General features: G+C 48.2%; 13 protein-coding genes. 10 read left to right on the top strand and 3 right to left on the bottom strand.

Annotated features, from left to right (window positions below):
• The first annotated feature begins 88 nt into the window (after positions 1 to 88).
• Positions 89 to 1327: a serine hydroxymethyltransferase gene (locus tag OXH39_12860; protein ID MCY3551343.1), complete on the top strand. Its 1239-nt coding sequence runs from the start codon at positions 89 to 91 to the stop codon at positions 1325 to 1327.
• Between the two features lie 145 nt (positions 1328 to 1472).
• Here the strand turns inward: OXH39_12860 and OXH39_12855 are convergent, their stop codons facing one another.
• Together OXH39_12855 and OXH39_12850 are read right to left on the bottom strand one after the other, a co-directional pair.
• Positions 1473 to 2462 (bottom strand): hypothetical protein, encoded by a 990-nt coding sequence (locus tag OXH39_12855; protein MCY3551342.1) that lies wholly within the window; start codon positions 2460 to 2462, stop codon positions 1473 to 1475.
• A 47-nt stretch (positions 2463 to 2509) separates the two neighbouring features.
• Positions 2510 to 4189 carry a sigma-70 family RNA polymerase sigma factor gene (locus tag OXH39_12850; GenBank protein MCY3551341.1) on the bottom strand — a complete coding sequence of 560 codons (1680 nt, stop codon included), beginning with the start codon at positions 4187 to 4189 and terminating at the stop codon, positions 2510 to 2512.
• 230 nt (positions 4190 to 4419) lie between these two features.
• Between OXH39_12850 and OXH39_12845 the strand changes: the two genes are divergently transcribed.
• The 9 genes from OXH39_12845 (at position 4420) to OXH39_12805 (ending at position 14520) form a co-directional block, all read left to right on the top strand.
• Positions 4420 to 5673: an ankyrin repeat domain-containing protein gene (locus OXH39_12845; protein MCY3551340.1), complete on the top strand. Its 1254-nt coding sequence runs from the start codon at positions 4420 to 4422 to the stop codon at positions 5671 to 5673.
• Between the two features lie 408 nt (positions 5674 to 6081).
• Positions 6082 to 7818, top strand: a complete 1737-nt coding sequence (locus OXH39_12840; protein MCY3551339.1) for a Rieske (2Fe-2S) protein — start codon at positions 6082 to 6084, stop codon at positions 7816 to 7818.
• Between the two features lie 45 nt (positions 7819 to 7863).
• Positions 7864 to 9612 (top strand): Rieske (2Fe-2S) protein, encoded by a 1749-nt coding sequence (locus OXH39_12835; protein MCY3551338.1) that lies wholly within the window; start codon positions 7864 to 7866, stop codon positions 9610 to 9612.
• A gap of 60 nt (positions 9613 to 9672) precedes the next feature.
• Positions 9673 to 10713 (top strand): hypothetical protein, encoded by a 1041-nt coding sequence (locus tag OXH39_12830; protein MCY3551337.1) that lies wholly within the window; start codon positions 9673 to 9675, stop codon positions 10711 to 10713.
• Positions 10703 to 11221, top strand: coding sequence for a helix-hairpin-helix domain-containing protein (locus tag OXH39_12825; protein MCY3551336.1), 519 nt, complete (start codon positions 10703 to 10705; stop codon positions 11219 to 11221). The genes OXH39_12830 and OXH39_12825 overlap by 11 nt, the downstream gene beginning before the upstream one ends.
• 83 nt (positions 11222 to 11304) lie before the next feature.
• Positions 11305 to 12273, top strand: a complete 969-nt coding sequence (locus tag OXH39_12820; protein ID MCY3551335.1) for a DUF3419 family protein — start codon at positions 11305 to 11307, stop codon at positions 12271 to 12273.
• A 6-nt stretch (positions 12274 to 12279) separates the two neighbouring features.
• The gene (locus OXH39_12815) at positions 12280 to 12993 is read left to right on the top strand and encodes an iron-containing redox enzyme family protein (protein MCY3551334.1); all 714 of its coding nucleotides are present in this window, start codon (positions 12280 to 12282) and stop codon (positions 12991 to 12993) included.
• Positions 12994 to 13016: 23 nt separating this feature from the next.
• On the top strand, positions 13017 to 13832 hold the full coding sequence (locus tag OXH39_12810) for a GNAT family N-acetyltransferase (protein ID MCY3551333.1): 816 nt from the start codon (positions 13017 to 13019) through the stop codon (positions 13830 to 13832).
• 217 nt (positions 13833 to 14049) lie between these two features.
• Positions 14050 to 14520, top strand: coding sequence for a hypothetical protein (locus tag OXH39_12805; GenBank protein ID MCY3551332.1), 471 nt, complete (start codon positions 14050 to 14052; stop codon positions 14518 to 14520).
• 5 nt (positions 14521 to 14525) lie between these two features.
• Here OXH39_12805 and OXH39_12800 read toward each other — a convergent pair whose 3' ends face one another.
• Complete coding sequence (locus OXH39_12800) at positions 14526 to 15671, bottom strand: fatty acid desaturase (GenBank protein ID MCY3551331.1); 1146 nt, start codon at positions 15669 to 15671, stop codon at positions 14526 to 14528.
• Positions 15672 to 15831 lie beyond the last annotated feature (160 nt).

Here is a 15831-nt window from a genome sequence, read left to right as displayed (position 1 = left end):
GTGTTTTGTCTCATCGTAACTGATTTTCTATAGCACGTCAAGTAATTTCTCTACCTCTTGCGCTACAACGAAACGGAGGTTTCTTTCAATGACGCATAACGCAAAAGTTCAAAAACTCACTTCACTTCTCGATAAACATCAAACGTATCGGGACACCTGTCTCAATCTCATCGCTTCGGAGAACACACCTTCGCCGTTGGTAGAGGAACTTTTTGACGAACGCTTGGCGCGGCGGTATGGGAATTATTCTGGTGTTGACATTTACCAACGGAATTACAAGGGCAACCGCTATATTGCCGAAATAGAGGGATATGCGCAGGCGTTAGCAAAGGAACTTTTCGGCGCAGCGCATGTCGATTTCCGCCCGTTATCAGGGAACATCGCCGGGATTGCAACAACGTTTGCACTGGCAAAGCCGGGCGATACAGCGTTAGAGGTTCATAACGGACACCACTATGCCCAAAAGCTGCTCTCCTCACCCCTCAAGATAGAATTAGAGTCGATTCCGATTCCGTGGGACGGACGACGTTCAAACATCGACCTCAATGCAACGCTTGCACTGATTGCAAAACACAAACCCAGCATCGTCAACATCGGCTCCGGCGTGTTTCTCTTCCCGCAACCTATACGGGAGTTGAAGGAGGCGATGCGCCAAGCGAACCCAGATTCCTACCTCATCTACGATGCCTCACACGTTATTGGACTCATCGCCGGTAGACGGTTTCAATCTCCCTTTGACGAAGGCGCGGATGTCATCATTTCCAGCACGCATAAGACACTTGCGGGGCCACAAGGTGGAATGGTTCTAACCAACGATGCATCCATTGCTGAGCGGGTTGCGCGGGGGGTCTATCCGTTGCTGATGAGCAATCACCACCTGAATCGACTCCCGGCGTTGGCTGGAACGTTTATAGAGTGGATGGAATGCGGTGAGGCACAAGCAGATGCGATTGTTGCCAATGCAAAAGCACTCGGACAAGCGTTAGCAGAACGCGGGGTTCCAATGCTCGGCGCTGACTTCGGTTTCACGGAATCGCACACCTTGATACTGATTGTAGATAAGTATGGAGAAGGCAGCGCGCTCGCAAACCATCTGGAGGCGTGCCATATTATTGCAGGCGCAGCGGGATTGGCACCTGAAGTTGGAACATCTGGATTACGCATGGGCGTTCAAGAAGTCACCCGATGGGGCATGACTCCAGCCGATGCACCGGACATCGCCGAGTGTATTGTCGCAGCACTCTCTGGCGGGACCCCTGAAGAACTCAAACCGAAGGTCGCAAAAGTAGCAAGTCGTTTCGATACAATCCAGTTCACCGTTGATTGAGAACAGAAATATAGGTGTAGTTTCCCCAAGGTCCGGTAGGTGCGGTTTTGCGACGTACGCGAAGAAACACCCCAGCAAAAACCCCAAATGCGATCTGCATTCCTAACCGCACCGGATTTCGCCTTGCTGTATTCATGAAAACCTGTTATTTCTGTTTCAATTTTCCCCACATTGTGGTTAACAATTCTACATTAGGTTGAACAGGCAACGCTGCAGGATCAAACCAATCTGCTCTACTGTTATGTCCTTTATGTGTGAGTTGCGTCTTTACCCGACTTCTCACATCAATCTTAAAGAGTTGTGTAAAACCTCTGACTTCCTGTTGATAGATGATTTCATCGCCTTGGGGAGACCAAGTCGGACGGAGTGCGTCCGGTCCCTTTTCTGAAACAAGTTTTCGCAATTGGCTTCCATCACGGTTGATAAGATAGATTGTTTCTTCATCCTGCCAAGCGATTGCGTCTGCCTGATTTTGTATTGCCCTAAATTTATGTAGAACAAAAGCAATTTGATTTCCATCCGGAGACCAAGCCGGATGGCTCTTATATGGATACTTCTCAAGTTCGCCAAGAAGGACTTTTTGTTTGCGCGTTTGGACGTTAAGAAGGCGAAGTTCATAACCTTGCTTGCGTTTATTGTAGATAAAGGCAATTTCCTTTCCATCAGGGGACCAAGCAGGATCTCCAACACTTCCAAAGCCAGTCTGTGCTACAGGCTCAATTGATTTACCATCTATCGTTGCAATGTAAAGCACGGCATCACTCACGGACGCAATTCGCTTTCCATCAGGAGACCACGTTGCACTGGATCTACTGCGCCAATTGTCAAGAACTTTTCTTATATTGTTTCCATCTGCATCCATGAGATACAGACTTTCCCCGCCTTTTCGGAAGGAAACAAAGAGAATCTGTTCACCTGTTGGGGACCAAACTGGGGAAAAATCTGCTGCTGCGTCTTGTGTAAAGTTTATTGGATCGCTTCCATCGGGGTTCATGGTCCAGATATCCCAATTCCCATCTCGGTTGGATGAAAATACGATTTTAGCCGTTGAGGGTGCTTTTGCCCATGTTGGGGTGCCGCTGTTGAACAGCAAAAAACTGATGCAACAGAACAAAGCAAAAAGTCTAATGTTCATAGTCTGACTCCTTTCGGGTTTGGAATTTTTCATTTTGATAAAACTGGTTATTGTTCCTTGGATTGGACAGGCAACGCCGGAGGTGCAAACCAATCTGCTCCGCTATTACTACCCACGTTTGTAAGTTGGGTCTTCGTACCGGTATTTACATTAATTTTGAAAAGTTGACTGATGTCTCCAATTTCTGGCAGATGGATTCCCTGATGATAAATAATTTCATCGCCATCTGGAGACCAGGTCGGATGGAGTGCGTCGGGTCCCTTCTCTGAAACAAGTTGTCGTAAGTTACTCCCGTCGCGATTGATAACATAGATTGTTTCTTCATCCTGCCAATTCGCTGCGTCCACAAAATTGAGTATAGTTCTGAATTTGTGTAGGACGAAAGCGATTTGCTCTCCATCGGGAGACCAGGTAGGATAACTCTTATATGGATACCTCTCTAATTGTGCCAGAATGACCTTCTGTTTGAGGGTCTGGACATCAAGGAGACGGAGTTCATAGCCCTGTTTCCGCCAAAGATAGATAAAAGCAATTTCTTTTCCGTCTGGAGACCAGGCGGGATCCCCAACACTTCTCAAGCCAGTCTCTGCCACAGGCACGACGGATTTGTCATCTAACGTTATAATGTAGAGCATACCGTCGCGCACAGCGGCAATCTGTTTTCCGTCGGGTGACCATGTTGCGGGGGATCTGCTGTACCAATTATCAAGAACTTTTCTTATATGATTTCCATCTGCATCCATCAGGTAAAGGCTTGATTCTTTTCCTTCTTCTCGAAAGGAGACAAAAAGAATTTGTTTTCCTGAAGGTGACCAAGCTGCGTGAAGATCAATTGCCGCGTCTCGTGTCAGATTCACAGGATCGCTGCCATCAGGGTTCATCGTCCAGATATCCCAACTACCGCTTCGATTGGAGGCAAAAGCGACTTTCCCTGCTTTCGGTGCTGTCGCTGCGGGAGAATCTTCGGAGTGGGAGGACAATCCGAAACGGTTAAAGTAATGATACCCGATACCTAACACCAATAGTGCCACAGCCAGAATAGATGCAGCGATTGCCCACGGCACGAACCTTTGACTTCCGCTGATAGAAGGAGTAGGCGTGATACGCGAAACCTCACGCATAACATTCTCAGTAAAATTCGGCGCAATTTGGAAACCGCTTAAAGCCTCTCGAACCATCGGTTCCTCTCTCTTCAAACGCTGCTGCGCGCGACGAAGCCGACTTTTAATCGTACCCACCGATGTCCCTAAAAACTCACTGATCTCTTCATGCGTCATTTCTCCAAAGTAATGGAGCGTGATGACGGTCCTTTCATTTTCCCGTAATTTCGCAAGCAACTTTTGGACAACCTCGCGCTGTGCTTCTGCTGTCATCTGCTCGTTCTCCTGAATCACATATCCTGAGTACGTTGCTTTTTCTAATTGCGCGTGGCTCGTGTCTTCCAGCGACTGTGTCGTCAAACGCTTTTTGCGCAGCCATGCAATACAGCCCCGCGTCGCTATCACAGACAGCCAACGGGCAAAGCGGTGCGGTTTCTTCAACGTTGCCAACTCCTTATACGCTTTCAAGAAAGCGTCCTGCGTAATCTCTTCAGCGATGTGGAAATCTCCGACTTTCCGCCACACAAGCGCGTGAACCGGCTTCTGGTATTTTCTAACGAGTGCAGAGAAGGCGTTATCATCGCCTGCGAGAACGCGCTGGATCAGTTCAACATCCTCGTTTTTCATCGGTCATCTCCAGAAAGGGATAATTTCATGATTTCGCAATCAAACATATAGTGACGCGACTTACGGCTGAAATAGATGCATAATTCCGCAAAAAAGCGAAAGAAGTTCATAGAAAACTAAAAATTAAACGTCTATATGGCAACTTAATTTTACTTGACATTTAATAATCTAATCGGGTAAAATAGTTAAAGAATATTTAGCAAAAACATGTATAGAGAAGGGAAATTTTTATGACGAACAAGCAACCGTTTATCACTGCCGTACAGGATGGCGATGTGGATACAGTCAAGCACCTACTGGCGACTGATGAAGTGCTTGCTGCGCACATCGATGCACCGTGGTTCAGTTTCGATGCTCCCGCGATTGTATGTGCCGCCGCGTCCGGCAATCGTGAACTCATTGAAGTGCTGCTTGACGCTGGCGCGGATATTGATGTCAAAAGCAGTTGGTGGGCAGGCGGCACCTCGGCATTACACCACGTCACCGGCTCCATGCTGAACTACAACAGAGAACTCGCCGAATACCTGATAGAACGAGGCGCGACAATCGACGCACACGCCGCCGCAGGTTTGGACATGTTCGAGGAACTCGCCGAACTGATTCACGAAGCCCCTGAAGTTGTCAACGCACTGGGGTCTGACGGTATGTCTCCACTCCATTTCGCCGCGACTCCCCGAATCGCGAAACTCCTGCTCACGCACGGCGCAGACATAAACCTGCGGGACCGCGACCATTACGGCACGCCAGCACAATGGACGATGAGAAGACGGCCCGAGGTGTGTCGCTATCTCCTTGAACAGGGTGCCGAGGCGGATGTTGTCCTCTATTGTGTGATGGGTGATGTTGAACGTGCCAGGGCAGAATTTGAAAAAAAACCGGAACGCCTCAATCTCAGGGTTAATGTGAAATCCCCTAAAGGCTACGTGATACCAACGTTGAGGGCACCAGAACAAACGGATGAAGTTCCGGGTGGGCATGTCTATGCATATCAGGTCGGACCTACCATGCCGCTGCTTGAGATAGCACTTCAATCCCAACAACCCGCAATCGTTGATCTGCTCATTGACTCAGGTTATGAAATCAACTTTCGGGATTGGTATGTACTTGTCGGGCAGGGACCTAAGCGGTTTGATACATTGGTGAAAAAGTTGCTTGCCACGGGGTGGGACATCAACGCGCGTCGGAAACATCGGCGTGGTTTGTGGACACCCCTGCATTGGGTCGCGCAACGCGGTTTAACGAATGGTGTCGCTTGTTTATTAGCAAACGGGGCAGATCCAAACGTAACGGATGACAAGGGACGTACCCCCATGCACATCATCGCGCAAAAAGGGGTTGGCAAAAACCAGATAGGGTTGTTAATCGGACACGGTGGCGACATTAATAGCCGCGATACCGACGGTAAAACACCCCTTGATTATGCTCGGAAAGCGAAGAAAAAATCGGTTGCAAATTTCCTCATAGAATATGCACATCGCGCGTAGAAGGAAACTTAAGTCTGGCAAAATAATTTGTAACGTCCATCGGTTTTTTAGCGTGTATATCATTGGAAAATATCACGCTAAAATTTACTTTTCAGTAATTCCGATTTTCCCCAGGTCGGTAGAGTATTGCTTGGGTGTTTCTGCGGATTTCTTCACGGTTTGCAACCGGGGTCCCCACCCGTTACTGGGAAGGGACATTCGCCAATAAGTTACCGAATTAATTTTTTATCTTTATGTAACCTCACCCATTCAGCGTGGATAAATAATTCTAAAATCTACCATAATTTATTTTACTTATTTTCAGTTTTCTGTTGAAATATTAAGTTTTTTGTGGTATAATGCTTTATAGTCGTTAAGTTTTTGTTGAAATTAGGATATACGAAACACAATTTGGAGGAACGTAAAACCATGGAGCATCAAACACAAAACTGGGTGAAAGTCGCCGAGTTAAGTGAAGTTCCTGAAGGGCAACCGAAAGCGATTCAGATGGCAGAGGGTCGCAGCATTGCCCTCTTCAATGTTGATGGAAAGATTTATGCGACGGATAACCAGTGTCCACACATGGGCTATCCACTCACACGGGGAACCGTTCGCAACGGCATCCTAACATGTGATTGGCACCGCCGCAGTTTCGATTTGGAAGGCGGTGGCTGCTTCCATGTTGAATGCGACGATCTACGCACTTTTCCGGTTGACCTCCGAGGCAATGAAATTTGGATAGAACCCGGAGATTTGACATACCGACGCGCCGAAGAACATAAACAATTGCTCCGAGAGGGGCTTTTGAGCGAAGACCGATGGACGATGTCCAAAGCGATTTCGCTATTGCTAAAAGGTGGCGTACCAGAAGAAGAGGTGATGGGTTCAATCCTGGAACACGTCAGCCGTCACATCGCCAGTTCCCACGGATCAGAAGGCGGCGGCGATGTCTCCCGACTCATCAACGGACTCAAAGTCGGACGTAGATATACGGACGCTGATAGACTCATCGCTGTTACAACTGCCGCTTGTTCGGCTGCAGGTCCCGCATCGGAACGACTTGAAGTTGTGCCGTTGCCAGAGCCGGTCGCTTGGGAAAAGATAAGTCGATGGGTTCGTAATTTCTCTTATGAAGGACAGTCGGGGCGAATTGAGCGATGCTTGTTCACTGCATATAACAAGGGGGACGCAGATAAATTGTGTCCGCTACTCTTTGAGTGTGCAGTCGAACCGCATTTTATTGACGCACCCCATATTCCGCTCTATGTTAGTTATCTTTCAGAGGTGATTGATGAATTTGGGTGGGAACATGCCTCGAAGTTGTTCTTCTATCTCGGAGCGGAACTCGTCGGACATCGTCCAGATGATCCTGAACGGTATCGTAGAGACGCAATTCAACTCATGCAGCAAATCCTTCCAACCATTGAAGGTGCTACCTTAGAGCAAACTTCTGAATTTGATGAAGACGCTTTCGTTGCGGCACTCACGAGTGTTAATCTCCAGCGGTCGTTTGAGGCAGTACAAGCAGTCTTAACTGATGGTGTTAAGTTAGAAAGGCTTATTACCTCGCTTGTCCTTCTCGCTGCAGATAGAATGGCGAACACACCGGTGAATGTAGACGCGGGTTGGGAGAACTTAACAACAGAACTCAACCTTGCCGCATCGTTGCGGAGTGCACAACGAGTGGGTGGCAATGAAGTCGCAGCGAAAGGAATTTTCCACGTTGCGTGGCAAATCTTCGCGGATCGCTGGATAAACATTCCAGCACGAGCACTCAGTCAACCCTTGAGTCAAGAGAAATTGGAGGCTCCGAATGAAGCCGAAGGTATCAAGCACATTATTGATACAATCGAGACACTTGATGTCCAAAATGTGGGACCGCAAGTGCTTGGCTATCTAAATGCTGGCTATTCTGCTGAACGATTGCTCGAAGAGATAGGGCATACGGTGCTTTGGGATGATACGGGGAGTGAAGTCCTACCAACACTGCGTACGGTGTTTGAAGAGTGGAAGCATGCGGAAGGGCATCCCGCACAACCTCAGCTGTTGATCGGATTGGCTCGCTACGTCACAGATATCCGATCGAACACGGACAACAAATCTGCCGCGACCACCGCGATGCGTTTCGCCGAAGGTAGGACAACGATTGAGGTTTTTGAGGAGTAAGCTCTACCCAACAAACTAAGTCACGCCATAGAGGAGAAGTAGATAATGTTAAACGAGAATACCAATTTTGTCAAAGTTGCTGCCCTCAGTGAAGTAGCAGAGGGAAAACCGAGGGCAGTCAGAGTTGAAGGACATAGCATTGCCCTCTTTCAGCATGAAGGTGCCGTCTACGCCACGGATAACCAGTGCCCGCACATGGGGTACCCACTCGTTCGAGGACGTGTCAGAAAGGGTGTTTTATCCTGCGATTGGCACGGTTGGAGTTACGACATGGAAGGTGGTGGATGCTTTACGGGTGGTTGTGATGACCTCGCCACGTTTCCTGTTGAAGTTCGCAACGGTGATATCTATGTAGATGTCGCCAGTGGTGGAAAGAAGCGGGACGATGCCCATTTTCTTCTGCTGAAAGAGGGGTTACTCTCCACCGACAATTGGACGCTTTCTAAAGCTATCGCCATTATGTTAGCGAGGGGCGTTTCGGAAGAGGAAACGTTGAATCTGATGGTGAGGCACATGGGACGACATATCTCTACAGATAGAGAGGCGTTCGAGGGTGGCAGAAAATTGGCAATGATGATGAACGGGGTAAAGGTCGCTCGGTTGTACGAACCTGAGGACCGGCTCATCCCATTGATGATGGCTGCCGATGGAGCATCGGGTAGACTTGGGGATCGACCCGATCGCCGACCGCTCCCACCACCGATTGACTGGCAGAAACTCGAAGACTGGATTCGGGTGTTCACCACCGATAAAGAGTGGGAAGGTATTGAAAAATGTCTTATCACCGCCAGACAGTTAGGCGGACATGATGAGAAAATCATTCCGCTCTTCTTTGAGTGTGCAGTCGAATCCTTCTTCCTCAATCATTCCAACAATCTCATTAATCTCGTACACTTGGCTGAATTGCAAGAACAGTTTGGATGGGAACTAACAGGCGAGTTAGTTTGCAGTCTCGGCGCAAAGATTCTTGGACAAGGACGCGGTAGACCCGGAGAACTTCACCGTGAAGCCATTCAAAAGCTGAAAGAGATTGATCATATCTTTGATGAACTACCGCAAGAAAAATCAACCGCAGCAGCTGTTGATTACGACGAAGACAAGTTTTCAGCAGCCCTCGTGAGTGGTGATCTCGACGAAGTTTTTGATGCCGTAACAGAAATGCTCACCGCGGGTGTCCCTATTAACACGTTGGCTACGACTATGGTCATGACAGCAGCGGATAGGATGGCACGTACACCTGTGAACATGAGTCCCGGTTGGTGGGATCTGCAGGAGGAGATGGAAATCTCATCGACGGTGAGGAAGGTGCTTCGCTTCGGCGGAACCAAAGTCGCTGCGAAGGCACTCTACCACGCCGCATGGCGGTTTTTCAACAACCGATGGCTTAACATCCGTCATCAACCGATTGCAGAAGCAAGAACATCTACAACGTCTGCTTCTCTTGATGAAGACACGGCGATTGCCGAAATTTTAGATGGTATTGAATCCGTCCGCATCCAAGAAATTGGACGGCGTACCCGTGAGTATCTCAATGCTGGGTGCTCCGCAGAGCGGTTAATGACTGAAATGGGATTATGTATCCTCAAGGATGATAACGGCGGGGACCTCCTCAGCTCAATTTACATCGTATCTGAGGAATGGAAAACGTGCGAGACGCATCCTGCCAGAAATCAGCTGATAGTTGGGTTGGCACGATGGGCAACGGATATTCGCAGAAACGCTGGAAATGATTCCGCTGTCCAGACTGCACACCGTTTCGCCAGGGGCGAAACCGCCACGGACCTCTATGAATAGCACAATTAACTGGAAAAGTAGGGCGAGGTCTCTACGCCTCACCCTACTTCTTTTTACCACATGAAAAATCTGATTGTTCTTTTTCTTTTCAATGTGTTATGCTTATCAGTTCAAGCCGCGACCTTAGAATTCGCTTTTCAACTTGGTGAACATCAGCAGCCACGGCTTGATGTACTACTCCCAGATGTTGCACGACGACTCGTCTTCAACAAAACTGGCACGAAGTTGATAGCAAAAGGAATGGGTGGCACCGTGGTGGAATGGGATATCCAGACCCGGCAGAAAGGAGAGATAAGCCACATCGGTGCCAAACGATGGTTCGCCTATTCCACTGGAGAAAATCACCTATTAGTCCGAAAAGCAAATGACAACATCGCTCTCCTCTCGCTGGAAAATGGCGATGAAACATTACTGACGAGTGGGCAATATGAAAGCGGCAGTCTGTCTGCTGATAATAGACTCGCGGTGCTGTCAAAAGGTGATAACGAGGTTGAGGTTTGGCAACTCGCCAAGCAAAGTCCAAAGACTGGAATAGGTCAGGAGTTTGCTAAAAAGTTGAAAACACTTCCGACAAGGTTCCCCGTCAGGAACGGGCTTACGCTTTCTGATGATGGTCGGTTCATCGCCGCAGCGGAGGGGAGTTACCGAGATGGCGAGGGACACCGAACGGCTATTGAAATCTGGAACGCAACCGATGAACGTCCGGTGAAAGTTTTCAACACAGGTGAGATTTTAGGTGTCTGGAACGTGCTGTTCTCACCGGATGCTACATTCTTAGCCGTTGACACACAGAAAAACGCACAATCCGGAATCCGAATTTGGGAAATTGAAACCGGCAGGCAACGCCTCGCAAAATCCGAGTTTGAAGCGTATTGGACCCGGGCACTCGCCTTTTCAACGACTTCAGATTATCTCGCTTCGGGTGATGAAGCAGGTAATCTTCGGGTGTGGGACATCTCCGAAGGCGAATCGGTAATTTGGGAAACCTACCCGACCGGCATTCAAGCGTTGGCGTTCTCACCAAACGGCGAGTATCTCGCAGTCGCACTATGGGATGCCACAATTCAAATACTGCACTGGAGGATAAATAATGAGCGATGAAAAAGACTTAGAAGAAGGATCTTACATTGATGCAAAAGGGCGAACGCGCTGGCATCAAAATGATGAAATTGCGCTAAAGTTCTTAGAACTTCATACGTTTTTGATTATCGCCGACTATCCAGAAGAGCACGCCTCGCGATATCCATGGTTGTCGAATTATATCTCTCGCTTTCCCGAACCGATGTCGGATCTCATCGCCCAAGGACGATTAATAGAGGAGATTCCAGCGGCTGGCGAAGTCGTGGCGAAAATCGTTGAGGAATTTCTGAACACTGGCACGAGCGCAAAACTGGAAGAATTCGCCGGTGATACACCGCGAACGGTTGTGGAGCTTGTACCGATACCCGGATTGGGTGCCAAAACGATTAAGCGACTCTATGAAGAAGTCGGTGTGGATAGCCTCGCCTCGCTCCGAGCAGCAATTGATGAAGGGAAATTAAAAGGTTTCAAAGGCATCGGGAAAAAAACATTAGAGAAAATTGAAGTGTACCTTGATGAAGTCTTATGATTAAGAGTCGATGCTGAGGCGCGTTACGGGTTCGGCTGCCCCAACAGAAATATACGCACCGACTATCTGGGGAGCGAAGGCACATGCGCGATAATAAAGTCCAGTTTGCGGTCGTCAGAGAAGACCCAATGGTTGAGGCAAAGTTGATTCGTCTGACCAGAGCCTCCAACGTGCTATTAGTTGCTTCCGGTGGGTGCACTGCCCTGACACTGCAAGCACTGTTTCCCGATTTGCATATCACTCTGGTTGATTTTAATCCGGCGCAGTTAGAACGGGTTCGGGAAAAAATGAATGCCCTGCGCGATGTTGATACAGCCACACGTCATCGGAGATTTAATATTGGGACCAGCGATCCTAAGGGACTCAATCAGAGTGGTAACTTTGAGTCCCTGTTCCGGGGTTTACGGGAGTTTATCTTTGATTTGGTTGCTGACGAAGTAGAAATCCGCAGATTGTTTGAAGAGAAAGATCGGCTTTCCGAGGTCTCGGAGCTCCTCTTCTCAAGCAAGTATTGGTCGGTGGCGTTTGATCTCTATTTTAGCGACTCGCTTCTGAATGCGATGTTCGGTCCAGATGCTACACAGCACGCTGAAGCGGGGAGTTATCCGCGTTACTTTCAGACGTTATTTGAAAGAGGGTTGACATCTGCGGCGGCGTTCGATAATTACTTTCTTCACCATGTATTTCTTGGATACTATCTCCAACGTCCGGCGAGTTTACCCTACTATCTCTTAGCACCACCTACCGATTATCGTTTTCAGATGATCGAAGAGACACTGGATCAAGTGCCGGAACTGCAACGTTTTGATTTGATATCTCTGTCCAATATCATGGATTGGATGCCGTTACCTGAGATTGTCTCCCTTATCAGTTATCTTCAAAATGAGATGAAATCTGGCGCGAGCGTTCTGTATCGCCAACTCAATAATTACACCGATCTTTCAACCTACTTTGGCGATTCATTCGAGTTCAATACGGCATTGGGAGTCCGATTCCAAGAAATCGAACGCAGCCTGTTTTATTCCAGCGTTCATGTGGGAAAAAGGAGATAGGAGCCGATGAACATAACCATTGACAACATCCTAAAAGAGACGAATGTATGGATGAATCCATACTTTCAATCTTTGCGCGACGACACTTTTGATTTCGATGATTTTGTCGAAACCCAAATCCAATTCTATTTTGCTGTCGTGTTCTTCAACCGCCCGATGGCAGCACTCGCCGCCAAGATCCCAACGTCAGAATTACGTTTAGAGGTCATTCGCAATGTTTGGGAGGAACACGGTGAAGGCAACACATCACTCATGCACGAGAAAACATTTCTCGCCTTTCTTGACCGGTTGGCTGGCATTAAACCCGAAGATATTGCGAAACGTGCAATGTGGCCCGAGGTTCGAGCGTTTAATACAGTGCTGGTCGGTGCGTGCGTGATGGATGAGTACTTGATTGGTGCTGGTGTCATGGGAATCATCGAGAGGATGTTCTCAGACATTGCTGGATGGCTCGGAGAACAGGTTGTCAATCATGGCTGGATTCCTGCAGAAAAACTGATTCATTATAATCTTCATGAAGACCTTGATATTAAACATGCAGACGATTTCTTTGATGTACTTCGTCCTGCATGGGATGCGGATGTCGAGAATAGATACTACATTGAACAGGGATTGCGTCTCGGCGCGTGCGTCTTCAACTCGCTTTATGAAGGGCTTTACAAGGCACGTAAGCGTCGTATCTATCGCGATGTGCGCGGACCGCATACACGGGCATCGTAACAGCCTTGAGGTGTCGGATGCGGATGAACCGTTCTTTAAATATCAGAGAATTACATAATGAGGAGTGGAAAGTTTTCCAATCTCGGATCGCAGGTTTAGAAAAGGGAACGAGTTATCCACTCGGTGAAGACCGATTTGAGATTGACCACGGTGAGGATTACTTCGCATTCTTCACGCGGCTGGGGCAGCTTCATTACTATGTTGCGCTTGACGGTGATCGGGTGGTGGCGGTAGCCGCTGCGATCTTACGCCGTGTACCGTCTGCAAGCCGTGAAAAGCCGAAGACGGTATGGTATCTTTGCGACTTGAAAGTTCACCCTGACTACCAAGGACGGTATCTCCCTGTCTCAATATTCGTCCATGCCTTTCCAAAACTGTATCCGCTCTCCGCTCGCGCGTACGCCATCTCTATGGATGCGGACAGCGAACGTCCAAACCGTGTTGCACGCATGCTAAAACGTTTTCCACTCGCACCGATGTCCATCGCAACAAAGTTGGGAATTGTTTCCTTAGATGCCAAACGGATGCGAAAAGTCGAGCCAATCTTGCGAGAATACTTTGGGAACATCTCTTATTTGTCATTAAAAGACAAAAAGGACATCATTCTGCAAAGCACTCGCTCCGCGATGCCACTGTTACACGTTCAGTTCGGTCCGTGTGCAGAGCAGGGACATCCCGAACCGCTTGAGGATTATGTCCACATGTTCTGTGTTTCGGTAAATCATCCACTACTTGAGGTGCTGGAGCATCAAGCGATTTACCAATCAGCCACTGCTACAGTGGTTCATCATCGTATGGAGAAGTGGGATTGGGGTTTCATCCTCACCAGCGACATCTAACAGTGTAACGTCCTAAACTTTGAATCGCACTTAATCTTAAGAAATCAATAGGAGGAAATTGGGGCGAGACATCAGGGGTTTGGTGGAAAAAAGTAAATCAAAGTGCGTAGCTCGTAATGAAATGGAGAGCGGACTTGAGAACGGAACATCAAAGTTCTAAGGGGAAACACCCAAGCAAAAACACCCATATTGTTTAACCGCAAGGAAAATTAGAAAAATGGCAAGATCACTCACTGATGGCGAAATGGTAGATGGCAAAAAGCACGGGTATTGGGTCACCTACTACGCGAACGGACATAAGCGGAGCGAAGGTGCCTACATTCATGGTAAGAAGGACGGACCCTGGATCACTTACCACAAAAATGGAAACAAAGCGAGCGAAGCCTCCTTCCGCGATAACAAATACGAAGGTCCTTGCATAACCTATCATGAAAACGGGAACCTCAGATCCACGGGGACTTATCCCAAACATGAGGGTAAATCCTACGATGGCAAAAAGGAAGGTCCGTTTTATGGTTACGAAGAGGATGGCGAGACAATGTGGCTAATCGTCACCTACAAAAAAGGCGGCAGTCGCGCGAAACCGGATGAATATCCGCTCGGTGTCTGCGACGTTTGCGGCGAAGGCAGACGTTTGGCGTGGGGTAATACCTGTCCAAAGTGCGGTAACGAACTGGAGCCATTATAGACCCCTTATTCCAATCCCTTAGGAGCCAATTCTCCAATAGAACTTTCCAGAACATCGGGTGTTTCGGTGGGGATATACTGAGCCGTTGGCGGCAGCGGTGTATCAAAAAAGTGGTCAGGATCAGTTTTCTGTCGTTGCCAAGTTTCGCGCATTTCTCGCCAAGCCCCTAAGAGCGTGCGCGGTTCGGGCATATCTTCGGCAACCAGATAATGCAATTTTTTCAAATTGTAGCAAGGCACTCCTGCAAACGTATGATGCTCAATGTGCCAATTCATACGCCAATACAGAAACTCTGCAAGGGGGTTGAGTGTGATTGACCGTGTGCATTTGCGGAAGTCAGGGTCATTTTCCTTTAGACCACAATGTTGGGGCATAGAAACAGCATAAGATCCCCAGTTTGCAATAAATGCGCTGGCAGTGATGATGAGCGGGAAAACCCAATAACCCGTGGCGAGTGAAACGACAAGCAGAGTGCCGTGAAAAAGGAGTAGAATCCGAGACCACCAAATCGAATTTTTATGCTCTGCAGGTTGGTCGGTATGTAATGATGCCAACCATTCCTGACTCGGAATATCTGGCGGTCCTTCTTTACCAAAGGCACTACGGACGGTGCAGATAACTGCAGCAATAAGACCACCTTTGCTAAAGGTGCGACCGGGTTGCGTGAGCAAATTTATGGTGAACAGTTGAAGAACGAACAGGGAACCGAGTTTGGGTTCAAGTGGGAGAAGGTTTTCGCGATCCCCTTCAGGATATAAGGTGTAACGGTGGTGATAGGTGTGGCTACTGGCGTAGTCAAAATGGTCCCACCAACTTATGAGGCTCAATAGGTAAAGAAAAAATTTGTTCAGCCACTTGGTACGAAATACGGTGCCGTGTCCCAATTCGTGATTGGCTGTCCCTTTGAAAAAACTGGCGACCGTGCCGTGCACAAATAGCCCAATGAAAAAGCCAAGCCACATCGCTTGCGACCAAAAGAAGTAGACCAAGCTACCCGTCAATAGCCAGAGGGCAAGATGCCCACCTGCCTGAAACCAGCCTTGCAGGTCACTCCGTTTTGATAGATTCCGTAAGGTTGTGTGGTCTATTTTACTCCGGTACCATTTTACACGAAGCACTTTTCGTACTTCAGCAAGCGGTTGATACGTCATTTGCATATCCTAACACAAGTTGCCATTTTGTGCATGTTCTTGTAGGAGGGCTTCTAACCCCTCACCGTCGCTGGCGACGGAGTTTTACTTGGGTATTTCCCCTAGTAGTCTTTCAATGTTGAGTTTTAGGATATAGTCTTTTTAGTTTTATGCGTGCGTC

This window comes from Candidatus Poribacteria bacterium (assembly GCA_026702755.1).
In the GTDB taxonomy this organism is placed as follows: Bacteria; Poribacteria; WGA-4E; order WGA-4E; family WGA-3G; genus WGA-3G.
This window is presented reverse-complemented; position numbering and strand designations above follow the sequence as displayed.